This is a genomic window from Microbacterium sp. NPDC056569 (assembly GCF_042793475.1).
In the GTDB taxonomy this organism is placed as follows: Bacteria; Actinomycetota; Actinomycetes; order Actinomycetales; family Microbacteriaceae; genus Microbacterium.
In genome coordinates, this window is record NZ_JBHTUV010000001.1 from 339188 (window position 1) to 360846 (window position 21659).

At 72.2% G+C, this 21659-nt stretch carries 19 protein-coding genes and 1 pseudogene; 9 read left to right on the forward strand and 11 right to left on the reverse strand.

All coding sequences use genetic code 11. The features are described 5' to 3' along the window. Positions 1-47 precede the first annotated feature (47 nt). From ACFQ7C_RS01340 to ACFQ7C_RS01350, 3 genes and pseudogenes are all read left to right on the forward strand, one after another. Entirely contained in the window at positions 48-1043 is a 996-nt protein-coding gene (locus tag ACFQ7C_RS01340) for a LacI family DNA-binding transcriptional regulator (RefSeq protein ID WP_378896892.1), read from the forward strand. Positions 1044-1252: 209 nt separating this feature from the next. Further along, entirely contained in the window at positions 1253-2656 is a 1404-nt protein-coding gene (locus ACFQ7C_RS01345; RefSeq protein WP_378896895.1) for an aspartate aminotransferase family protein, read from the forward strand. Positions 2657-2758: 102 nt separating this feature from the next. Continuing rightward, a pseudogene (locus ACFQ7C_RS01350) lies at positions 2759-3058 on the forward strand (hypothetical protein); the annotation flags it as partial. Positions 3059-3203: 145 nt separating this feature from the next. Here the strand turns inward: ACFQ7C_RS01350 and ACFQ7C_RS01355 are convergent. Next, positions 3204-3524: an ATP-dependent DNA ligase gene (locus tag ACFQ7C_RS01355; RefSeq protein WP_378896898.1), complete on the reverse strand. Its 321-nt coding sequence runs from the start codon at positions 3522-3524 to the stop codon at positions 3204-3206. A gap of 20 nt (positions 3525-3544) precedes the next feature. After that, complete coding sequence (locus ACFQ7C_RS01360; RefSeq protein ID WP_378896901.1) at positions 3545-4120, reverse strand: TetR family transcriptional regulator; 576 nt, start codon at positions 4118-4120, stop codon at positions 3545-3547. 105 nt (positions 4121-4225) lie between these two features. Here ACFQ7C_RS01360 and ACFQ7C_RS01365 point away from each other — a divergent pair, with 105 nt between their 5' ends. Then, positions 4226-5257, forward strand: a complete 1032-nt coding sequence (locus ACFQ7C_RS01365) for an SDR family NAD(P)-dependent oxidoreductase (RefSeq protein WP_378896903.1) — start codon at positions 4226-4228, stop codon at positions 5255-5257. Between the two features lie 71 nt (positions 5258-5328). On the opposite strand, the gene ACFQ7C_RS01370 is transcribed toward ACFQ7C_RS01365, so the two are convergent. The 6 genes from ACFQ7C_RS01370 to ACFQ7C_RS01395 form a co-directional block, all read right to left on the reverse strand. Then, positions 5329-6888 (reverse strand): SLC13 family permease, encoded by a 1560-nt coding sequence (locus tag ACFQ7C_RS01370; protein ID WP_378896906.1) that lies wholly within the window; start codon positions 6886-6888, stop codon positions 5329-5331. Positions 6889-7089: 201 nt separating this feature from the next. Beyond that, on the reverse strand, positions 7090-9141 hold the full coding sequence (locus tag ACFQ7C_RS01375) for an NAD(P)-binding protein (protein WP_378896908.1): 2052 nt from the start codon (positions 9139-9141) through the stop codon (positions 7090-7092). 100 nt (positions 9142-9241) lie between these two features. Next, positions 9242-10402, reverse strand: a complete 1161-nt coding sequence (locus ACFQ7C_RS01380; protein WP_378896910.1) for a cystathionine gamma-synthase — start codon at positions 10400-10402, stop codon at positions 9242-9244. Next, a complete protein-coding gene (locus ACFQ7C_RS01385) occupies positions 10399-11478 on the reverse strand; it encodes a pyridoxal-phosphate dependent enzyme (RefSeq protein ID WP_378896913.1) in 1080 nt (359 codons plus the stop codon). The genes ACFQ7C_RS01380 and ACFQ7C_RS01385 overlap by 4 nt, the downstream gene beginning before the upstream one ends. 160 nt (positions 11479-11638) lie before the next feature. Beyond that, a complete protein-coding gene (msuE, locus tag ACFQ7C_RS01390; RefSeq protein WP_378896916.1) occupies positions 11639-12256 on the reverse strand; it encodes an FMN reductase in 618 nt (205 codons plus the stop codon). After that, on the reverse strand, positions 12253-13113 hold the full coding sequence (locus ACFQ7C_RS01395) for a sulfurtransferase (protein WP_378896919.1): 861 nt from the start codon (positions 13111-13113) through the stop codon (positions 12253-12255). The genes msuE and ACFQ7C_RS01395 overlap by 4 nt, the downstream gene beginning before the upstream one ends. Before the next feature lie 192 nt (positions 13114-13305). Here ACFQ7C_RS01395 and ACFQ7C_RS01400 point away from each other — a divergent pair, with 192 nt between their 5' ends. Then, a complete protein-coding gene (locus ACFQ7C_RS01400; RefSeq protein WP_378896921.1) occupies positions 13306-13908 on the forward strand; it encodes a hypothetical protein in 603 nt (200 codons plus the stop codon). Positions 13909-13921: 13 nt separating this feature from the next. Here the strand turns inward: ACFQ7C_RS01400 and ACFQ7C_RS01405 are convergent, their stop codons facing one another. Further along, a complete protein-coding gene (locus tag ACFQ7C_RS01405) occupies positions 13922-16045 on the reverse strand; it encodes a DEAD/DEAH box helicase (RefSeq protein WP_378896924.1) in 2124 nt (707 codons plus the stop codon). Between the two features lie 569 nt (positions 16046-16614). On the opposite strand from ACFQ7C_RS01405, the gene ACFQ7C_RS01410 reads away from it, so the two are divergent. Next, positions 16615-16959 carry a DUF6412 domain-containing protein gene (locus ACFQ7C_RS01410; protein ID WP_378896928.1) on the forward strand — a complete coding sequence of 115 codons (345 nt, stop codon included), beginning with the start codon at positions 16615-16617 and terminating at the stop codon, positions 16957-16959. Positions 16960-17044: 85 nt separating this feature from the next. After that, on the forward strand, positions 17045-17797 hold the full coding sequence (locus ACFQ7C_RS01415) for a YidC/Oxa1 family membrane protein insertase (protein ID WP_378896931.1): 753 nt from the start codon (positions 17045-17047) through the stop codon (positions 17795-17797). On the opposite strand, the gene ACFQ7C_RS01420 is transcribed toward ACFQ7C_RS01415, so the two are convergent. Together ACFQ7C_RS01420 and ACFQ7C_RS01425 are read right to left on the reverse strand one after the other, a co-directional pair. Beyond that, positions 17776-18876 (reverse strand): FUSC family protein, encoded by a 1101-nt coding sequence (locus tag ACFQ7C_RS01420; protein ID WP_378896933.1) that lies wholly within the window; start codon positions 18874-18876, stop codon positions 17776-17778. The two genes, ACFQ7C_RS01415 and ACFQ7C_RS01420, sit on opposite strands and share 22 nt — an antisense overlap. Positions 18877-18889: 13 nt before the next feature. After that, on the reverse strand, positions 18890-19516 hold the full coding sequence (locus tag ACFQ7C_RS01425; RefSeq protein ID WP_378896936.1) for a TetR/AcrR family transcriptional regulator: 627 nt from the start codon (positions 19514-19516) through the stop codon (positions 18890-18892). Positions 19517-19647: 131 nt separating this feature from the next. On the opposite strand from ACFQ7C_RS01425, the gene ACFQ7C_RS01430 reads away from it, so the two are divergent. Continuing rightward, positions 19648-20466: a sugar phosphate isomerase/epimerase family protein gene (locus ACFQ7C_RS01430; RefSeq protein ID WP_378896939.1), complete on the forward strand. Its 819-nt coding sequence runs from the start codon at positions 19648-19650 to the stop codon at positions 20464-20466. Beyond that, positions 20466-21605: a Gfo/Idh/MocA family protein gene (locus tag ACFQ7C_RS01435; protein ID WP_378896941.1), complete on the forward strand. Its 1140-nt coding sequence runs from the start codon at positions 20466-20468 to the stop codon at positions 21603-21605. Before ACFQ7C_RS01430 ends, ACFQ7C_RS01435 begins: the two co-directional genes overlap by 1 nt. Positions 21606-21659: the final 54 nt, after the last annotated feature.

The window sequence follows — 21659 nt, forward strand, 5'->3', positions numbered from 1 at the left end:
GCCACCGGCTGTCGCGCCGGTCGAGGATGTTGCGCAAAACTGATGCGGTGCCGATCCGTGTGACCCTCGCCGCCGTCGCGGCCGAAGCGGGCGTGAGTGTCGCCACCGCGTCGCGCGCCCTGTCGGGGCGCGGCGACCTGTCGCCGGCCACGCGTCGACGAGTGCTGGCGGCCGCGCGCTCGCTCGGATACGCGCGGGATCCCTCGGCCGGCGGGCGGCCGCCCGGCACCGCGCGCCTCGTCGACCTCGTGCTCGGCTGGTATCACAACGCCTACTCCGACGAGGTGACCGCGGGGGCGCGGAGCGCGGCCGCCGCCGCGGGCTACGACCTCGTGCTCACCGAGGAGCGCGACGCCCCCGACGACGACTGGCCGATGCGCATCCGCCGGCGCGGTTCGGCCGGGGTCGTGCTGGGCCTCATCTCGCCGACCGCGTCGCAGCTGGCTGCGATCACGGATGCTGCGATCCCGGTCGTGCTGATGGACCCCCAGGCCGAGACCTCCCGCGGGCTCACGAGCGTGCGCACGACCGACCGTGACGGCGGGCTCGCGGCCGCGCACCACCTGGTGGAGCGCGGAGCGACCCGCTTCGCGATCGTGCTCGGCTCGCCCCCGTACCGGTACGGCCGCGCGCGGAACGCGGGCTTCCGGGAGGGGCTGCGCCACGCCGCACCCGGCGCCGAGCTCGTCGCACTGCAGGCCGACTGGAGCGGGGCCGCCGCGCGCGAGGCGGCGCTTCCGCTGCTGCGTGGGCTCCGCCCCGGCGAGCGGCTGGGGGTCTTCGCGTGCACCGACGAGATGGCGGCCGGCGTGTACTCCGCGGCCGCGGCCGCCGGCCGCCGAATCCCCGAGGACGTGCTCGTCGTCGGCTTCGACGATCTGCGCGGTGCGCGATGGCTGACGCCGCCCCTGACGACCGTGCGGCAGCCGATCCGGGAGATGGCCGCCGCCGCGGTGACCGCCCTCGCCGACGCCGCCGCCGGCGCGGCGCTGCCGTCGCCGATCATCCTGCCGACCGAGCTCATCGCCCGCGGCTCCACCTGACGCCGTCGCACCCTCGACCGGCCACTCACCTGTCACGAACTGCCGTCGCTGCCGACACATCGTGACAGGTGAGCAGCACGAGGACGGATGCTGCGGGGCGGGGCATCCGGACGGACCGGTGGCGGCAGCATCCGAACCGGACGAAACGTCGCGTGTCGGCGCAGAGGGCACGCGAGTAGCGTGGGAGCACGTCCGACGGAAGGCTCCACATGTCGATCACGACCGAACGCCAGGCCCGCACGGAGGCCGAGCTGCAGCAGATGGCGAAAGACCACCTCTGGATGCACTTCGCCCGCCAGTCGGTGATGACCGAAGGCCCCGGGGTTCCGATCATCGTCAAGGGCGAAGGTCACCACATCTGGGACTCGCAGGGCAAGAAGTACATCGACGGTCTCGCCGGCCTCTTCGTCGTCGCCGCGGGCCACGGCCGCAAGCGCCTCGCCGAAGTGGCGGCCAAGCAGGCGGAGGAGCTCGCGTTCTTCCCGATCTGGTCGTACGCGCACCCGGCCGCGATCGAGCTGGCCGACCGCATCGCCGACTACGCCCCGGGCGACCTCAACAAGGTGTTCTTCTCCACCGGCGGCGGGGAGGCCGTCGAGACGGCGTTCAAGCTCGCGAAGTACTACTGGAAGCTTCAGGGCAAGCCGACCAAGCACAAGGTGATCTCGCGGTCGGTGGCCTATCACGGCACGCCGCAGGGCGCGCTCGCGATCACCGGGATCCCCGCCATGAAGGCCATGTTCGAGCCGCTCACGCCCGGCGGCTTCCGGGTGCCCAACACGAACTTCTACCGCGCCTCCGACATGGGCGCCCCCACCTCGAGCCTCGAGGAGTTCGGAGTCTGGGCGGCCGATCGCATCGAGGAGATGATCCAGTTCGAGGGGCCCGACACGGTCGCGGCCGTCTTCCTCGAGCCGGTGCAGAACGCGGGCGGATGCTTCCCGCCGCCGCCCGGGTACTTCCAGCGCGTGCGCGAGATCTGCGACAAGTACGACGTGCTGCTCGTGTCGGACGAGGTCATCTGCGCCTTCGGGCGCATCGGCCACATGTTCGCATGCGACGCGTACGGCTACCAGCCCGACATGATCACGTTCGCGAAGGCCGTCACCAGCGGCTACTCGCCCCTCGGCGGCACTGTCGTCTCGGACCGCATCTACGAGCCCTTCGCCCACGGCGACACCGCGTTCTACCACGGCTACACCTTCGGCGGGCACCCGGTCTCGTCGGCGGTCGCACTGGAGAACCTCGACATCTTCGAGGAGGAGGGCCTCAACGAGCGCGTGCGCGAGTACTCGCCGGTCTTCCGCTCGACCCTCGAGAAGCTCACCGACCTGCCGATCGTCGGCGACGTCCGCGGGGACGGGTACTTCTTCGGCATCGAGCTGGTCAAGGACAAGACGACGAAGGAGACCTTCGACGACGACGAGTCCGAGCGGCTGCTGCGCGGCTTCCTGTCGAAGGCGCTGTTCGATGCCGGCCTGTACTGCCGCGCCGACGACCGCGGCGACCCCGTCATCCAGCTCGCCCCGCCCCTGACGGTCGGCCCCCGGGAGTTCGACGAGATCGAGCAGATCCTGCGCGGCGTGCTGACGGAGGCGTGGACGCGCCTCTGACGACATCGGACAGCGGAATCGCGAAAGGGTGGATCCCCGCACGCGCGTCATGCGGAGATCCACCCTTTCGCGGTTCCCGAGGACCGGGGATATGGTTGGCGCGTGGGCACGATCTACTACGGCGGCGGCGCGATGCCGATCCATATCGAGGACCGCGCACTCGCGCACCTGAAGGTCGTCATCGCGACCAAGCTGCGGCGCGATGAGAGCTTCACGGTGTCGTGGCAGCATCCCGACGACCAGCCCAGGGGGCGCAGCACCATCTGGCTGCACCCGTCGATTCCGCTGCGGTTCGTCTTCGACGACCCTGAGCCGGCGGAGCTCAGCCGCGCGTGGATCGAGGAGCTCGCCAACTCGGCCAGCTCGACCGGCGGCATCCTGCTGGTCGCGGAGCACTTCGACACCGGCCCCGTCGCCGTGCTGGAGGCGGGCGACGGCGACGCCCCGGACGTGACGCTCGGCAACGTCGACGTCAATCACCTCGACGTCGACCGCCTCACGGTCGGCGGCACCGAAGTCACGCCGAGCGACGTCGAAGAGTAGGGTCTCAGCCGTCGGTCGGCGGCGCGTCGTCGTCTTCGGGCTCCGGCAGGATCGTGAGGCCCGACGGACCGCTGGCCGAGAGCATCAGCTCCTCGATCCACGTGCGGTTGATGCGCGGCTGGCGGCTGCCGAAGAAGTGGAACTGGATCGGCACCGACGGGTGGATCCAGAAGCTCCGCCGGCCGCTGCCGTCGCCGATCTCGACGTCGAACATGAACGGCTCCGAGCGGCGCAGCTTGTTCATCATGACGATGCGGAGATGCGCCAGCGTGCGGTCGTCGATGTCGACCGAATTCGCGTTGGTGTCGTAGATGAACCTGCCCATGGCAGGAGCATAATGCCCGATCAGCGCGGCGCGAACGCCGCGGCGAACAGGGCCCGCGCCCGCCGCGCGACCGCGGGCCGCTGGGCCGGTTCGGCACGCGCGAGCTCGGTCGCCAGCATCCCGGTCGCGAGGGTCACGTCCTCGGTCTCGATGTGCGATCCCAGGCGTCCGGCGGTCCGATCGCGCGCGACGAGACGCTCCACGAGCGCCTGGAATCGCGCGCCCAGCGACGCGACCCGGCGATCGGAGAGGTCCGCGGTGATGAGCTCGATGAACGCGGTGGACACGACCGCCTGATCGACGACGCGGTCGAGCAGGTCGTCGATCGTCCGGTCGGGCGGCGCCGTGTAGTCCTCGAGGTCGCGCACGTTGTCTTCGAAGACGGCGACGGCGAGGGCGGTGCGGTCGGGGAAATGACGGTACAGGCTTCCTTGCCCGACACCGGCGCGCTTGGCGACGGCGCTGAAGGGGGCCTGAAGGCCTCCTTCGGCATAGACCTCGCGCGCAGCGGCGATCAACGCCCGACGGTTGTCGGCTGCTGCGGCGGGGCCTCGGTTCTGGCGAGGGAGCGCACGGGGGGATGCGGTGCTCGGCACGGGTGTAGCCTAGTACCGGACAAAGTTGTCCGGTAGGAGCCGCCCCGAAGGATCCTCATCCCCCGGACCCGCAGCCCCGCTGAACTGCATGAAGAAGGGACAGAAATGAGCACCACCACCGCTCCCCTGACCGGAGCATCCACCATCCAGACCTGGCTCGACGATCCGGCCGGCGGTGCCGCGCTGCGGGGCCTCCTCGCCCAGGGCGGACAGAGTGCGGACGCCCTCGCGCCCATCGCGGGCCTCCCGATCAGCAACCTCGTGGCGATGAGCGGCGGCTCCTTCCCGCAGGCCGCCCTCGACGCGCTGGTCGCCCAGGTCAACCCGGACGGCGTCCCCGCCGAGGCGGATGCCGCCGCTGAGACTCCCAAGGCCGAGTGGGCCGAGAAGGTCACCGCGGGCCGCTTCACCGGCCAGACCATCATCGTCACGGGCGCCGGCTCCGGCATCGGCCGCGCCACCGCGTCGCGCGTCGCACGCGAGGGCGGTCGTGTGATCGCCGTCGACGTCAGCCAGGACCGGCTCGACGAGTTCGTCGCGGCGCACTCCGGCGCCGACATCGTCGCCCTGACGGCGGACATCACCGACGACGAGGGCGTGGCGCGCATCGTCGAGGCGGCCGGCGACCGGATCGACGGGCTCGCGAACATCGCCGGCATCATGGACGACATGACCCCGGTCGGCGACGTCACCGACGCGGTCTGGGATCGCGTGTTCCGCGTGAACGTCACCGGCACGATGAAGCTCATGCGCGCCGTCATCCCCGCCATGCTCGCGCAAGGCGGCGGCTCGATCGTGAACACCTCGTCCGAGGCATCCCTTCGCGGCTCCTCCGCCGGCGCCGCCTACACCGCGTCGAAGCACGCGGTCGTGGGCCTCACGAAGTCGAGCGCGTTCATGTACGGCCCGAGCGGCATCCGCGTGAACGCCGTGGCCCCCGGCGCGGTGATCACCAACATCGAGGCGAAGTTCAACTCGCCGCTGGGCGCCGACCGCGTGCGCGCCGGCATGGCCGTGATGACCCCGCCGGTCGCCGCCGACCGCCTGGCCGCGTCGATCACGTTCCTGCTGAGCGACGACGGCGTGAACGTCAACGGCCAGAACCTCGCGAGCGACGGCGGCTGGTCGGCCGCCTGACCCGACCCGCGACGCCCCGGTGGACCCGCCCCCCCCAGGCCGCCGGGGCGTCGCGCTGTTCTCCCGGGCGGTCAGAACGGCCAGATGATCGGGACGTACCAGACCGCGACCACGAGGAAGAACAGCACGAGCGGCAGGCCGAGCTTCCAGTAGTCGCCGAAGCGGTAGCCGGCCGGCTCCATCACCATGAGGTTCGCGGGCGTCGCGATCGGTGTGAGGAAGGCCGCCGCCCCCGCGACGGTCAGCGCCATCATGAAGGGCTGCACCGACAGGTCGAGCGACTGCGCGACCGAGATCGCGATGGGCGCGACGATGAGCACCGTCGCGGTGTTGCTGATGAGCTGGCCCAGCACCACGGTGAGCCCGCACAGGGCGAGCAGCGCGACGTGTGGGCCGGCGTCGCCGAGGAACGACAGCATCCAGTTCGCCACGAGGTCGGCGGTCCCGGTGCTGATGAACGCGGTGGACAGCGGGATCATGCCGGCGATGAGCACGATCGTCGTCCACGAGATCGAGTGGTACGCCTGGGTCACGGTGACGGTGCGGGTCAGCACGAGGGCGCACGCGGCGAGCAGCGCGGCGACGGCGGGCGGGACCATGCCCGTCGCCAGCAGCAGGATCATCGCGAGCAGGATGCCGATCGCACGCTTCGCGCCCTTGCCGAGCGGGACCGACCGGCGAAGCTGCGCCGGGTCGTCCACGACGAGGACGCCCGGGTCGTTCGTGCGTCGGGTCAGGTCGTCCCACGCGCCCTGCAGCAGCAGCGCGTCGCCGGCCTGAACGACGAACTCGGTGCCCTTCAGCTGCTCGTCGCCGCGGCGCGCCGCGAGCACGACCAGGTCGCCGTCGGGCGTTGTCATTCCCGCGCACACGTGCTTGCCGATCAGCGGCGACCGCGGTGCCACGACCACCTCCGTGACCCCGGTGTCGGGGCCGAGCAGCACGCCGGTGTCGAGGGTGAGCGAGTACTGCTGCCGCAGCAGTCGGGCGTGCCGCACGAGGTCCAGCGGCATGAGCGCGCCCTTGCGCTCCGGTACGAGACCGCCGCCGACGAGGAGGATCGCGACCGTGCCGAGGAGGACCGGGATGCCGACCAGCGCGAACTCGAAGTACCCGAACTCGCGCCCGCCCGCCGCCGCGGCGAACTCCGACACGATGATGTTGACGGGCGTGCCGGTGAGCAGGAGGAGCGAACCCGCGGATGCCGCGAACGCGAGCGGCATGAGGAGCTTCGACGAGGCGATGCCCGCGCGGGCCGCGACGACGACCACGAGCGGCAGGAGCGCGGCGACCGCGCCGTTGATGCTGATGAGGGCGGTGAGCCCCGCCACGAGGAGGGCGATGACGATCAGGAGGGTGGTGCGCTTGGTGCCGGCGCGGCCGATCACCTTCTGCCCTGCCCACGCGGTGACGCCGGTGGCGTCGAGCGCCTCGCTCACGACGAAGAGTCCCGCGATGAACAGCACCGTCGGGTCGCCGAACCCCGCGAGCGCCTGCGGCAGCGTCAGCACGCCGGTGAAGAAGAGCGCCAGCGCGACGCCGATCGCGACGACGCCGATCGGCACGCGGTTGCTCACGAACGCGATCACCGCGAGCACGAGGATGACGAGCGTTGCGGTGACGGGGTCCACCCGCCCAGCGTAGCCACCGCCCCTCGCATCACCCGAGGTTCTTCAGCCCCCGCCACCTTGTTCGTTCGTCACATATGTACGTGAAATCGCGGCTGCGGCGTACGTATGTGGCGAACGAAGGAGGAATGCGCGGATCGCCGACGGGGGCGGACGGCGAAGGGACCGGGAGCGACGGATGCTGCGACCGCGGCCGCGCGGATCTCAGCCGCGGAGGGTGGCGAGGCCGGCGACGTCGTAGGCGAGCTCGACGGCCTCGAAGATCGCGGCGTCGATCGTGCGCGGGGCGAACGCGTCGCCGATCACGACAGCGCGGGGCGACACGGATGCTGCGGCCACGGCGTCCGCTTCGAGTCCGGGGACGCCGACCGACGCACGCGGCTCGATCGCGACGACGGCGTCCACGCCGGGGATCGCGTCCGCCACGCCGGTGAGCAGGTCCTCGGCGGTCACGGCACCCGGCTCGATGCGCACGACGCGGTGCGCGACGCTCCGGCGGAACCCGTGGTGCGCCCCGAGGCGCTCGAGCAGCAGCGGCCTGTCGTACCCGGCGCCGATGTGCGGGAACAGGGTCTCGAACGGCGTGATCAGCTCGAGCTCGTCGACGCGCTCGAGCAGGGACAGGACGATGCCGGCCGCGTACGCCGTGCCGTCGGCATCCACCACCGCGATGCGGCGTCCGAGCGCCGCGCCCGAATGGGATGCGACCGCCGCGAATGCGTCGATCGTGCCTTGGGCCGGCAACCCGTCGGTGTACGCGCCGCCGAGGGCGAGCGAGGTCGTCGCGGGCGCGACGGCTCCGGTCGCGACGACGATGCCCTCGGCTCCGAGTCCGCGCAGCGTCTCCGCCGTCGCCTCGACGCCGAGCCGCACGTCGACGCCCGCCGCCGCGAGGTCGCGCTCGAGGTCGTCGACCAGCAGGCCGACGCTCTCGCGCCCGGGCACGCGGCGGGCGAGGCGCAGCTGGCCGCCGAGCTCGTCCGCGCGCTCGAGCAGGGTCACGGCGTGCCCGTCGGCGGCGAGCTCCACCGCGGCGCGCATTCCCGCAGGCCCCCCGCCGGCGACGACCCACCGCTGCGGCGACGTCGTGCGCGGCCGCTCGCCGCGTTCGAGTTCGCGGCCGGCGAGCGGGTTGACGGTGCACGACATCGCGAGTCCGCGGCTGCCGCGGCCGAGGCATCCCTGATTCAGCCTGATGCAGTGACGGATGCCGCGCTCCCCCGTGTCGACGGGCGCGAGTCCGAGCAGCTTGCGCCCGAGGTCGGGGTCGGCGATCTGGGCGCGGGTGAGCGCGACCATGTCGGCGACGCCGGAGGCGACGACCTCCTCGGCCTCCTCGACCGAGCGGGCGGCGCCGACGCCGAACACGGGCACGTCGGGGTTCGCGGTCTTGACCGCGGCGACGTCGTCACGCAGCCAGGCGAATGGCATCGGCGACGACGGGAAGACGTAGTGCACGTTGTGGTAGCCGCCGGAGGCGAGGTCGAGGAAGTCGATCCGGGCCTCCTGCCGGAGGCGCGCGATGACCTCGCGCATGCCGGCGCCGTCGATGCCGCCCTCGTGGAACTCGTTCGCGACGATGCGGACGCCGACCGTGAAGTCGTCGCCCACACGCTCCCGCACCGCCCGCAGGACTTCGCGCGGGAACCGGGTGCGGCCCTCGAGGTCGCCGCCGTACTCGTCCTCGCGGGCGTTGTAGAGGGGCGAGAGGAACTGGTGCAGCAGGTAGCCGTGCGCCATGTGGATCTCGACCCCGTCGAACCCGCCGTCGCGCGCGTGCTCGGCCGACAGCGCCCACCCCTCGACGAAGGACGCGATGTCGGCGCGGTCCATCGCACGCGTCGCGTGACCGGTCGAGGGTGAGATCAGCCGTGACGGCGCATAGACGGCGCGCGGGCCGTCGGGCCCGTCCGGCTGCGCCTGCGCCCCATGGTGGTTGAGCTGCACGAAGATCTTCGCACCGGCTTCGTGCACAGCATCCGTCATGCTCTTCGCAGCGGCGATCCCCTCGGGGCGATACGCGTCCTCGAAGCCGCGGATCGACCCGGTCGGGTGCACGAAGTGGTTGCCGGCGACGAACAGCCCGCACCCGCCGAGCGCGCGGCGCACGTAGTACGCCGTCTCGCGGTCGGACTCGACGCGGTCGGAGTACTGCTTCGAGTGCGCCGTCTGCATGATGCGGTTCGGCACCGTGACGCGGCCGATCCGCAGCGGCTCTGCGAGGACGGACGATCGGATGCCGGGGCTCGACGTCATGCCCCCGAGCCTACGTCGATCGCGGACGCGTTCCAGGAATCGTGAAAGGGTGGATCTCCGCACACGCGCGGTGCGGCGATCCACCCTTTCGCGAGTCCGATCAGAGGCCGGAAAGAGCCTGGTCGAGGTCCGTGAGGAGGTCGGCGACCGATTCGATGCCGACCGACAGGCGCACGACCTCCGGCGGAACGGCGAGCTCGGTGCCGCGCACCGAGGCGTGCGTCATCTCGTCGGGGTAGTTCATGAGCGACTCGACGCCGCCGAGCGACTCGGCCAGCTGGAACAGACGCGTGGTCTCGGCGAAGCGACGTGCGGCCGCAGCATCCGTCAATGCCACTGAGACGATCCCGCCGAACCGGCTCATCTGCCGCGCGGCGAGCTCGTGTCCGGGGTGCGAGGGGAGACCCGGGTAGTACACGCGCGCGACCGAGCCGTGGCCCGCCAGGAACTCGGCGATCTCCTGCGCGTTCTCGCTGTGCCGCTGCATGCGCAGGGCGAGTGTCTTGATGCCGCGGGTCGTGAGCCACGCATCGAGCGGGCCCGACACGGCGCCCACGGCGAACTGCAGGAACTTCACCTGCTCGTACAGGGCGCCGTCGTCGAGCACGAGCGCCCCGCCGACGACGTCGGAGTGCCCGCCGAGGTACTTGGTCGTGGAGTGCACGACGACGTCGGCGCCGAGTGCCAGCGGCTGCTGCAGCGCGGGCGACGCGAACGTGTTGTCGACGACGACCAGCGCGCCGGCGTCGTGCCCGAGGCGCGCGAGCCCCGCGATGTCGGTGATGCGCAGCAGCGGGTTGCTCGGGGTCTCCACCCAGAGGATCCGCGCCGGGCGCTCCTCGAGCGCCGCGCGCACCGCGTCGAGGTCGCTCATGTCGACGACCCGCACGCCGACGCCCCACCCGCCGAGCACCCGGGCGATGAGGCGGTAAGTGCCGCCGTAGACATCGCTGCCGAGCAGCACCTCGTCACCGGGCTTGAGCGCGGCGCGCAGCAGCGCGTCCTCGGCGGCGAGGCCCGACGCGAACGACAGCGCGTGCTCGCCGCCCTCGAGCGCGGCGAGCTGCGTCTCGAGCGCGGTGCGCGTCGGGTTGCCGCTGCGACCGTACTCGTACCCCTGGCGGAGCCCTCCGATGCCGTCCTGCGCGTAGGTCGTCGAGAAGTGCACCGGCGGGATCACGGCGCCCGTCGTCGGGTCGAAGGCCTGCCCGGCGTGCACCGCTCGGGTCTCGAAGCCGCGCTCGTTCGTGGACTCGGTCATTCGGGTGCTCCTTCGGTGGGGGTGACGGATGCTGCGCCCTCGGGCTCTGCGCCGGGTGCGGGCGTCTCGTCTCTGCGTTTCGACTCGCCGGCTCGCTCAACGACCGGGGAATCGGCGGTGGCGACGTCGAAGCCGTGGTCACGCATCCAGTCGTCGTCGTAGAAGCGGTTGAGGTAGCCGCGGCCGTGGTCGGGCAGCAGCACGACGACGACGGCGTCCGCCGGCAGATCCCGGGCGGTGCGCAGCGCCGCGACCACCGCCATCCCGCTCGAGCCGCCCACGAGGAGTCCCTCTTCGCGGGCGAGACGGCGGGTCATCGCGAACGTCTCGGCGTCGGAGATGCGGTGGATCTCGTCGGGCACCGACGGGTCGTAGCTCTCGGGCCAGAAGTCCTCGCCGACGCCCTCGACGAGATAGCCGTGGATCGGCCCGCCGGAGTAGATCGATCCCTCGGGGTCGGCGCCGACGACCCGCACCGCCCCGCCCGACACCTCGTGCAGGTAGCGACCGGTGCCGGTGATGGTGCCGCCGGTGCCGATGCCGGCGACGAAGTGCGTCACGCGGCCGTCGGTGTCGCGCCAGATCTCCGGCCCGGTCGTCTCATAGTGGCTGAGCGGCCCGTTCGGGTTCGCGAACTGGTTCGGCTTGAACGCTCCGGGGATCTCGCGCACGAGCCGGTCCGACACGCTGTAGTACGAGCGCGGGTCCTCGGGCGGCACGCTCGTGTCGGTCACGACGACCTCGGCGCCGTAGGCCCGCAGGACGTCGACCTTGGGTCCGGCGAACTTGTCGGGCACGACGAAGATCATGCGGTAGCCGCGCTGCACGGCGACGAGCGCGAGGCCGACGCCGGTGTTGCCGCTCGTCGGCTCGACGATCGTGCCACCGGGCTTCAGGAGTCCGTCACGCTCGGCGGCATCGATGATGCGGCCGGCGATGCGGTCCTTGGCCGAGCCGCCGGGGTTGAAGTACTCGACCTTCGCGAGCACCGTCGCGGCGATGCCGTCGGTGACACGGGTCAGCTGGACGAGAGGGGTGTTGCCGACGAGGTCGGCCACGCTGTGGGCGTAACGCACGTGGTGTCCTGGTGTGTTGCCGCGCGGGTGCGCGGGTGGTTGTCGGGGTCGCGGAGGTCTGCGTGAAGCGGATGCTTCAACAGCAGGGGCGACAACACCGACAGGTCAACACGTGCGTCAGTCTATGTGGTCCACCGGGACGACGTCGAGACGCCCTCGGTCACCAGGTCGCGACGTACTCCGATCGGCGGACGAGGGCCGCCTGCTCGATGAGCGGAAGCGATCGGTCGACGGCCTGCACGACGCGGCGCGCGACCTCGGGCGAGGTCAGCTCGTAGTCCACGAAGTCGCTGTTGGACGCGTAGACGCCGATCGGCAGCGTGAGCGCCTGGAAGAAGCCGAACAGCGGCCGCAGCTGGTGCTCGATGATGAGCGCGTGCCGCTCGCCTCCTCCGGTCGCCGCGAGCAGCACCGGCGTGCCGACGAGGTCGTACTGGCCCACGAAGTCGAACAGGTGCTTGAAGAGCCCCGTGAACGATGCGCGGTACACCGGGCTGGCGACGACGAGCAGGTCGGCGGACTCGATCGCCCGCAGCGCGGACTCGACCTCGGGAGCGACGTCCTCGCGCCGCAGCGCCCCCGCGAATCCCGCGCCCAGCGCGGCGATCTCGACGAGTTCGGTGTCGGCCGGGATGCGCTGAGCGACCGAAGCGAGGATCGTGCGCACGAGCGCAGTGGTGCGGCTCGGTTCGTGGAGCGACCCCGACACCCCCACCACGCGCAGCGGGCGGTCGGCGATGGTCGGGATCGCAGGAGCCTCCCGCAGCACCTCGGTCATACCGGCACCACGTCCAGCGACGGTGCCGGGCCGACGGCGGCGAGCCGGCCGCGCGAGCGCGACCACTGGCTCCACGAGCCCGGGTACACGACCACGTCGATCCCGGCGAGCGCTCCCGCGAGCGCCGTGTGGGTCGCCGCGATGCCGGATCCGCAGTAGGCCGCCACCGAGACGCCGTCCACCACGCCCGCGGCGGCGAACTCGGCGCGGATCTCGTCCGGCGAGCGGAACTTGCCCGCGGTCAGGTGCACCGTCGTCGGAAGGTTGACGGCGCCCGGGATGTGGCCGCCGACCGGGTCGAGCGGTTCGGCATCGCCGCGGTAGCGCTCGGGCGCGCGCACGTCGAGCAGCAGCCCGTGGTCGGGCCACTCCTCCACGCCGTCGATGTCGGCGACGCCCTCGGTGATCTCGCCGAGCACGACATCCCCGGGCGGGCGGGGCAGCACGTCGCCCGTCTCGAGCGGGAGACGTTCCGCCAGCCAGCCGCGCAGGCCGCCGTCGAGGACGCGCACGTCGGCGAGCCCGGATCGCGTCAGCACCCACCAGGCGCGCGCGGCGGCGACGGAGTGCACGTCGTCGTACGCGACGACGGTGTCACCGCCCCGGATGCCCCACCGCCGCGCCGCGGCCTCGAGCTGCCCGCGCGGCGGCAGCGGGTGCCGCCCCTCGCGTGGGTCGCCTCGCCGCGCCAGTTCGTGGTCGAGGTCGACGTAGACCGCGCCGGGCAGATGCCCGTCGAGGTACGCCGGCCGGCCCTCGGGCTGGTCGAGCCGCCACCGCACGTCGAGGATCCGCGGCGGGGTGCCGCTGCGGATGAGGTCGGCCAGCTCGGTCGGCGAGATGAGTGGGGAAGGCATGCGGCCATGCTCGCCCGGGCGCAGACCGGGTGGAACGCTGTGACGACACACGCCGCGACACGACGACACAGGGCGTCACACGCGGTCATGTGATCGCGCGCCCGGACCCGGCGCAGCGGAGTGTCTCGGTCCGAATCCCGGCCGGCTCGCGGGCGCGGCCGTACGATGCGGCAAGAACCGATGGAGGAACGGATGCCGCACCCTCGCGCGACACGTGAATCCCGGGCTCCGCGGCGGTCGCGCGCGGCCCGGCTGCTCGCAGCAGGTGCGATCGCCGCGGCACTCGTCCTCCTCGCCGGCTGCGGGAACGGCGGGATTCCCCTCCCCACCGCTCTGCCGACCGGTCTGCCGACCGGTCTGCCGACGAGCCTGCCGACGCGGACGGCATCCCCGGAGCCCACCGAGGAGCCGACCCCGGAGCCGACGCGCACCCCGATCCTCCCGACGCGGTCGCCCGCCCCGACCCCGGAGCCGACACCCGAGCCCACCCCGGAGCCGACCGTGGTGCCGGAGCCCACCCCCGAGCCGACCACACCCGCGCCGGTGCCCACCGGCGAGCCGGAGCCGACGACGACACCCACGCCCGAGCCGACGGCCACCCCCGCTCCCACCGCGACGCCCGCCCCGACAGCGTCGCCGACGGCGACCCCGACGCCCACGGCCGAGGCCGGCGACAACGCCGCCGCGCCGATCACCTGGGTGCCGTGGGTCGTGCTGGTGGTGCTCCTCGTCGCGGCGGCCGTGATCTACCTCATCGTGCGGCGCCCGCGGCCTAAGCCGCCGACCGGGAGCTGAGAATCCCGCGCGCTCAGCCGCGGAGGGCGAGGGCGAAGGGCAGCACCTCGGTCGCACCCGCCCGGCGGACCTCGCGCGCGGCGACGGTGAGGGTCCAGCCGCTGTCGACCCGGTCGTCGACGAGGAGGACGGGTCCGGCGGGGATGTCGAGGCCGGCCGCCGAGAACCGATCCCAGACGCCCGCGACGCGGAAGGCGCTGTTGCCGCCGGGCTGCCCGGTCGGACCGCCGTCGACGAGGGCCAGCGAGCCGAGGAACGGCAGCCGGCCGATCTCGGCGATGCCACGCGCGAGCGAGTCGACGAGGTGCGGCTTCGCCCGCGACGGCAGCGCGACGACGGCGACCGGCCGGTTCTCCCAGCCCCAGTCCGCGAGCACCCGTACGCACGCGCCGAGCACGTTCTGAGGTACGGGCCCATCCGCCGCGCCCGCGGCGAACAGGTCTCGTAGCGCACCGCCCCAGCCGAGGTCGGTGAGGCGGGCGAGCGCGCGTCCTTCCGTGGCCTGCTCGTCCGCGGCGATGCGACCCTTCACGGGCACGCCCAGCCGGTCGGCGCCCGTCGGCCACTGCCGCCTCGGCTCGATCGGCACGCCCACGCGGTCGAGGGCGGCGGCCGCAGCATCCGTCGCGCCGGAGGCGATCGCCGTGGCGAACCAGGTGCCGGCGCAGTTGTCGCAGCGGCCGCAGGGCGCCGCGGTGTCGTCGTCGAGCGAACGCTGCAGGAACTCCATGCGGCAGCCGGAGGTCTCTTCGTACTCGATCATGTGCTGCTGCTCGTTGACGCGCTCGGCCGCGATGCGGCGGTAGCGCTCCTCGTCGTACGTCCACGGCTCGCCGGTGGCGACCCATCCGCCGCGCACGCGCTCGACGGCACCGTCGACGTCGAGCACCTTCAGCAGCAGTTCGAGCGGCGTGCGGCGGATGTCGACGACCGCCTCGAGCGCCGGCGTCGACATCGGGCCGCTCGCGGCGGCGAGCGCCGCGAGTACGCGGTCAGCGCGGTCGCGGTCGGGCATCGAGGCGGTCGCGAAGTAGTGCCAGATCTCGCGGTCCTCGGTGCCGGGAAGCAGCAGCACGTCCGCCGAGTCGGTCGCGCGTCCGGCGCGGCCGACCTGCTGGTAGTACGACACCGGCGATGACGGGGCGCCGAGGTGCACGACGAAGCCGAGGTCGGGCTTGTCGAACCCCATGCCGAGCGCGCTCGTCGCCACGAGCGCCTTGACCCGGTTGCCTTTGAGGAGCGCCTCGGAATCCTCGCGCTCGTCGGTGTCGGTCTGCCCTGTATAGGCACGCACGTCGTACCCGCGCTCGCGCAGCAGTCGCGCGGTGTCGTTCGCGGCCGCCACCGTCAGGGTGTAGATGATGCCCGACCCCGGCAGGTCGCCGAGGTGGCTGATCAGCCACGCCAGCCGGCTCGGCGAGTTCGGCAGGCGCAGCACGCCGAGCCGCAGCGACGCCCGCGCGAGCGGACCGCGGATCGTGAGCACGCCCGGGGAGGCAGCATCCGTCTCCGCCGACCCGGTGTCGAGCTGCTCGGCGACATCGGCGACGACGCGGCTGTTGGCGGTCGCGGTGGTCGCGAGCACCGGAACGCCCGCGGGCATGCGTGCGATGAGGTCGCGCAGCCGCCGGTAGTCCGGGCGGAAGTCGTGGCCCCAATCGCTGATGCAGTGGGCCTCGTCGACGACGAGGAGGCCGATGCGGGCGACGAGCTGCGGCAGCTGCTCGTCGCGGAACGAGGGATTGTTGAGGCGCTCGGGTGAGACGAGCAGCACGTCGACCTCGTCGCGGTCGAGCCGGGCGAGCACGTCGCCCCACTCGTGCGCGTTGGTCGAATCGATCTTCACCGCCCGAACTCCTGCGCGCGCGGCAGCGGCGATCTGATCCCGCATCAGGGCCAGCAGGGGCGACACGAGGACCGTTGGTCCTGCCCCGCGCCGCCGAAGAAGCAGCGTCGACACGAAGTACACCGCCGACTTGCCCCACCCGGTGCGCTGCACCACGAGCGCCCGCCGGCGATCGTCGACGAGCGCCTCGATCGCCTCGAACTGCCCGTCGTGGAAGTCGGCGTCGTCGCGCCCGACGAGGGTGCGCAGCACGTCGAGGGCTTCGGTGCGGGTCGTCGTGGTCGCTGTCACCCTCCTACCCTGCCTGACACGGCCGACACCGGCGAGTGCGCAGACGAGCGCTGCGGAATTCTTGCACAGCCGGCGCCGCGGGTGCCTCTGTGGAGGCGCGGCCGACGACCGAAGCGGGCGCGGACCTCCCCCAGCGGTCAATGAACTTCCAGCTCACACGGCTCCAACGAACTTCCAGCCCACGCTGCCCCGATGAACTTCCAGCTCACACGGCCCGATGAACTTCCAGCTCACACGGCCCGATGAGCTTCCAGCTCACACGGCCCCAACGAACTTCCAACTCACACGGCCCGATGAACTTCCAACTCACACGGCCCGATGAACTTCCAACTCACACGGCCCGATGAACTTCCAACTCACACGGCCCGATGAACTTCCAGCTCACACGCCCGCGAGTCGCCGAGTCACCGCGCCCGTCGACAGTGCAGTTCGGCTCTGTGAGCCGGAACTCACATGACCAATCGAGAGCGTTTCCGCGCAGCTTCGGCGGCCTGCATCCGACGCTCGCCCCTGGTCCAGTCGGAGCTCTGCGCCCACGTGCTACCGTGGCGGCGACGGAGGGGGTGCGCATGGCCGAGACCATCACCGCCGTGCTGCGCCTCGTCGTCGAGGTGGTCGCATCCGCCCTCCGGCCCGGCGCCGAGCTCATCGGCGCCGCCGCGCGGGCCGTGTTCGAGATCGCGCCGGCGCCGCCCGCCGAGGCCGGAGCCCTGGTCATCGCCGCCGCCGTCATGGCCGCACTGGCGCTCCTGGCCGTCGCGATCGCCGTCCTCCTCGCCCCGGCCCGCGCGATCGCCGCGGCGGCTCATCCCCGCCGCGCGATCCTCGACGCGACGAAGCTCACCGCATCCCACCCCGACGCCCCGGGGCACTCCCGTCCGCGCGCCCCGGGTTCCGCGGCTCTGGCCGCGTAGCCCCGACGCACGTTCCCTCGAGGACCGCTCGCCGGTGCCTTCGTGGCCGCACGCCACGAAACAGCACCCGACGAACGGACACTCCATGGACCTCTACGCCTTCCCGCCTGTCGCCGCGATCCTCGACGCGGCATACTCCCTCCTCATGTGGCTCGCAGCCCTGCTCGAGCCCCTCGCCGGATCCGCGGCGGCCGCGGCATCCGTCATCGTCCTGACCCTGCTGGTGCGTGCGGCGCTCATCCCGGCGGGTGTCGCGCAGGCGAAGGCCGAGCAGACCCGCAGTCGCCTCGCACCGAGGCTGCGCGACCTTCAGCGCCGCCACAGGAAGGACCCGGAGCGCCTCCAGCGCGAGACCATGAAGCTGTACGCCGACGAGAAGGCGTCGCCGTTCGCCGGCTGCCTGCCGATGCTCGCGCAGGCACCTGTGGTCGCGATCGTGTACGCGCTCTTCCTGCACACTGCGATCGCGGGGCACGCCAACGCGCTGCTCACGCACGAGCTCTTCACAGTGCCCCTGGGCACGAGCCTCGTCGGCGCGATCACCGCGGGAACGGCGTCCGCGGCGACGCTCGGGGTGTTCGCGGGCGTCCTCGCCGTCATCGTCGCGGTGGCCGAGATCACGCGGCGCGCGTTCCGCCCGCAGTTCGAAGCGACGACGGATGCTGCGCCCCTGGCCGGCGCCGGCATGGCCCGGCTCGCCGGCGTGCTGCAGTTCACGACCGCGGTCTTCGCCGTGTTCGTGCCGCTGGCCGCCGCGCTGTACCTCGCTACCACGGTCGCCTGGACGCTGGTGCAGCGCCTCGTGCTGCGGAAGCTCTACCCCCTCGCGGCGGCGTGAGGCGGCAGCATCCGTCCGGATCGGGCCGCCGGATCGTCGCGCGCGTGCAGCAGCCCGCTCACCGCGCCCAGCACCGCGCCGGCCAGGGTGTCGACCACGCGCTCGACCGCGACGGCGACGGTGTCGACCGCGCCGGTCGCGGCGCCGGTGAGCAGCAGCACGAGCGGCGTGATGAAGACGAGGGCGAGCGCGTAGTTGCGCACGACGAACAGCTCGATCGCGAACTGCAGCACGCCGAGGAGCAGTGCGAGCCAGAGCGCGCCCAGCGGCAGCGGCGCGAGGAGCAGATACACGCCGGCGCCGAGGACCGTGCCGACCATGCGGTGCAGTCCGCGACTGAACGCGGCGCGGCGATCGGCGGCGACGCCCACCACGGCGATCGCCGCGCCGACGATCCAGTACGCACGGTCCGGATCGACGAACACCCCCACCCCGATCCCGATCACCGTGACGAGCGCGACACGGGCGACCATCACCCGCTCCGTCGGCGGCCAGGCGGGTCCGGGCAGAACCTCGCGCAGCCGCCGAGAAGCGACCCTCCGGCGGCTCGGCAGAACCAGCGGAGCCAGCGACACGACCGAGGCGAACAGGATGCCGCCGGCCACCGCCGCGACGTAGGTCGCGGCATCCGCTCCCGATGCCACGACGTGCGCCGACAGTCCATAGACGAGCACGACGAAGAGGGGGCCTGGCGGCCCGACGGCGAAGCCGAACATCGCGACGGCCGCGGCGATCGCCACGATCGCGAGGCCGACGAGCGTCGCGCCGGGCGACGGTCCGGCGAGGGCACCCAGCACGGCGGCGAGCGCCAGCCCTCCTCCGACGAACGGCACCAGGCGCGCGCGCTCGACCACCGGAAGGTGCGTGCCGTACAGCGCGACGAACGCGCCCGTGGCCGCCTGGAAGCCGAGATCCGGCCGCCCGAGCAGCGTCATCACGGCGATCGGCACCGCCATGGCGATCGCCGCACGCAGGCCGATCGGCCAGCGGGGCGCCGGCGCCGGGGCGAGGCGGAACAGGCTCGAGACCGCATGGCTCAGGTCGGTCCTGAACCTGCGACCGGAGCTGTGCTGCGGCATCCCGGCCTCCGTCTCAGGCCGTCGGGCGCTCGACGCGCGACGGCTCCGAGAGCAGCTGGTCGAGCAGGGCGAGGGCGGCGTCCTGCGGGGCGTCGGCGTCGAGCAGCCACTGGGTCTGCAGACCGTCGGATGCTGCGATCACGAGTGCGGCGACGGCCACGGGATCGACGTCTCTGCGGATGCGTCCTGCGTCCTGGTTGTGCCGCACGCGATCGGCGATCTCGGCGCGTACGCGGGCGAAGCGCTCGGTCGCGAACTCGCGCGCGGCAGGATGCCCCTCCTCGAGGGCGGACGCGACGAGCGAGGAGTAGAGCTGCACGAGCCCCTGCACCTCGTGATTCGCGTCGCTCCAGCGGCGCAGCAGCTCGGTGGGCGTCACATCGGGGGGAACCGGCTCCCAGTCGTCGCCGCGGGCTTCGGACTGCCTGTACACGGCGACGAGAAGCTCTTCGAGCGAGCCGAAGTAGTGCTTGAGCGCGGCGTGCGTGACGCCGACCTCCTCGGCGATCGCGCGCAGGCTCGTGCGGTCCGAGCCACGCCTGGCGAACACCTCGATGGCGCGATCCAGGATCTCCTGGCGACGGGCGACGCCCTTCGCGTACGACCCTCGCGGGGTCGGCTGGTGGTCCTCCTCGGTCATGGCTGACATCCTATCGAGAAAAAACCTCCACATGGAGGTTTTCGTGGTACCGTTTCCAGCACGCGGGGAATCCGCCCGCGGACGCCACCCCAGACACACCTGTCGAAGCAGACAACGAAGGAGCGCGACCGATGCCGGTCCAGACATCCATCCAGCTGTTCACCGTTCGCGAGGCTCTCGAGGCCGACCTCGAAGGCACCCTGGCCGAGCTCGCGTCGCGCGGCTTCACCGCCGCCGAGCCGTACGACTTCGTGCGCCGCGCCGAGCCGCTCGCGGCCGCGCTGAAGGCGAACGGCATCGCCGCGCCGACCGGCCACGCGTTCCTCGCCTCGACGTCGTTCGTCAACCCCGACGGCACGACGACGACCCGCCCGGTGCCGGCGCCCGAGGCCGTCTTCGACGCCGCCGACGCGCTCGGCATGACGACGGTCATCGAGCCCTACACCGATCCCGCCCTCTGGCAGAGCCGTGAGCACATCGCCGACATCGCACGGCAGCTCAACGCTGCTGCCGAGCTCGGCGCCGCGCGCGGCATCCGCGTCGGATACCACAACCACGCGCACGAGCTCGAGGCGACCTTCGACGGCAAGACGGGCCTCGAGCTCTTCGCCGAGCTGCTCGACGAGCGCGTCGTGCTCGAGGTCGACCTGTACTGGGTCGCCCGGGCCGGCGTCGACTCGCCGACCCTTCTGCGCACGCTCGGCGACCGCGTGATCGCCGTGCATGTCAAGGACGGCACGCTCGACGCCGAGGCGGTCGCGGCCTACCCGCCGGCGGACCAGGTCCCGGCCGGCAAGGGCGTCGTCCCGCTGGCCGAGGCGATCGCCGCCGCCCCCGCGCTCGAGGTCGCGATCGTCGAGTTCGACCACTTCGACGGCGACCTGTTCGACGCGGTCGAGCAGAGCCGCGTCTACCTCGACGCGACCCTCAGCGAGAAGGCGGCCGTCTGATGGCGGCCTCCAGCGGAGCCGTCGGCGTCGGCATCATCGGCGCGGGCAACATCAGCGATCAGTACCTCACGCACCTGTCGAGCTTCCCCGATGTGCGCGTGCTCGCCATCGGCGACCTGATCGAGGAGCGCGCCAAGGCGCAGGCCGAGAAGTACGGCGTCCCGCGCGCCGGCGGCAACGACGTCGTGCTGAATGATCCCGACATCGACATCGTGGTGAACCTCACGATCCCGGCCGTGCACGTCGAGGTCTCGGAGGCCATCATCGCGGCCGGCAAGCACGTCTGGACCGAGAAGCCGATCGGCATCGACCGCGAGGAGTCGCAGCGACTGCTGCAGACGGCGGATGCCGCGGGCCTGCGCGTGGGCGTCGCGCCCGACACCGTGCTCGGCCCGGGCGTGCAGACGGCCAAGCGCGCGATCGCGCGCGGCGACATCGGCCGTCCCCTGTTCGCGACGACGACATTCCAGTGGCAGGGCCCGGAGATCTTCCATCCGAATCCCGCGTTCCTCTACGCCAAGGGCGGCGGACCGCTCCTCGACATGGGTCCGTACTACGTGTCGACGCTGCTGCACGTGTTCGGCCCCGTCGCGTCGGTCGCGGCGCTCGGGCTGCAGGGCTCGCCCACGCGCAAGGTGCAGGTCGGCGAGCTCGCCGGCCAGGAGTTCCCGGTCGAGATCCCGTCGACGCTCTCGGTGCTGATGGACTTCGAGCAGGGCGGTCAGGCGCAGAGCCTGTACAGCACCGACTCGCCGCTCCTGCGCCACGGCATCGTCGAGATCAGCGGCACCGAGGGCACGATCGTGATCCCCGACCCGAACACGTTCGGCGGCGCCATCACGATCACCCGCCCGCTCACCGAGATGGTGGTGCCGCCGGCGCCGCGCATCCAGGAGATCGTGGACGTGCCGCAGGAGGGCGTGCTCGCCGGTCGCGGCCTCGGGCTGCTCGACATGGCCCGCTCGATCCGCGACGGCCGCCCGCACATCGCCACCGGCGAGTTCGGCTACCACGTGCTCGACACGCTGCTGTCGATCGAGGAGGCCGCGGCGTCGCGCACCTACGTCGACGTCGAGAGCACCCTCGGCGAGGTCGGCTCGCTCCCCGCGGACTTCGATCCGCTGGCCGCCACGCTCTGACCTCACGTCGTGTGACCCGCGAGACCCCCTGCCGCCCGGCAGGGGGTCTCGTCG

What these genes read in the sequence shown, in the direction of transcription:
- ACFQ7C_RS01355 (WP_378896898.1), bottom strand. Translation starts at nt 3,524, where the DNA reads ATGGGCAGGTTCATCTACGACACCAACGCGAATTCGGTCGACATCGAC.
- ACFQ7C_RS01380 (WP_378896910.1), bottom strand. Translation starts at nt 10,402, where the DNA reads ATGACCGAGTCCACGAACGAGCGCGGCTTCGAGACCCGAGCGGTGCAC.
- ACFQ7C_RS01400 (WP_378896921.1), top strand. Translation starts at nt 13,306, where the DNA reads ATGCCGCACCCTCGCGCGACACGTGAATCCCGGGCTCCGCGGCGGTCG.
- msuE (WP_378896916.1), bottom strand. Translation starts at nt 12,256, where the DNA reads ATGACCGAGGTGCTGCGGGAGGCTCCTGCGATCCCGACCATCGCCGAC.
- ACFQ7C_RS01345 (WP_378896895.1), top strand. Translation starts at nt 1,253, where the DNA reads ATGTCGATCACGACCGAACGCCAGGCCCGCACGGAGGCCGAGCTGCAG.
- ACFQ7C_RS01415 (WP_378896931.1), top strand. Translation starts at nt 17,045, where the DNA reads ATGGACCTCTACGCCTTCCCGCCTGTCGCCGCGATCCTCGACGCGGCA.
- ACFQ7C_RS01430 (WP_378896939.1), top strand. Translation starts at nt 19,648, where the DNA reads ATGCCGGTCCAGACATCCATCCAGCTGTTCACCGTTCGCGAGGCTCTC.
- ACFQ7C_RS01425 (WP_378896936.1), bottom strand. Translation starts at nt 19,516, where the DNA reads ATGACCGAGGAGGACCACCAGCCGACCCCGCGAGGGTCGTACGCGAAG.
- ACFQ7C_RS01395 (WP_378896919.1), bottom strand. Translation starts at nt 13,113, where the DNA reads ATGCCTTCCCCACTCATCTCGCCGACCGAGCTGGCCGACCTCATCCGC.
- ACFQ7C_RS01420 (WP_378896933.1), bottom strand. Translation starts at nt 18,876, where the DNA reads ATGCCGCAGCACAGCTCCGGTCGCAGGTTCAGGACCGACCTGAGCCAT.
- ACFQ7C_RS01410 (WP_378896928.1), top strand. Translation starts at nt 16,615, where the DNA reads ATGGCCGAGACCATCACCGCCGTGCTGCGCCTCGTCGTCGAGGTGGTC.
- ACFQ7C_RS01435 (WP_378896941.1), top strand. Translation starts at nt 20,466, where the DNA reads ATGGCGGCCTCCAGCGGAGCCGTCGGCGTCGGCATCATCGGCGCGGGC.
- ACFQ7C_RS01375 (WP_378896908.1), bottom strand. Translation starts at nt 9,141, where the DNA reads ATGACGTCGAGCCCCGGCATCCGATCGTCCGTCCTCGCAGAGCCGCTG.
- ACFQ7C_RS01365 (WP_378896903.1), top strand. Translation starts at nt 4,226, where the DNA reads ATGAGCACCACCACCGCTCCCCTGACCGGAGCATCCACCATCCAGACC.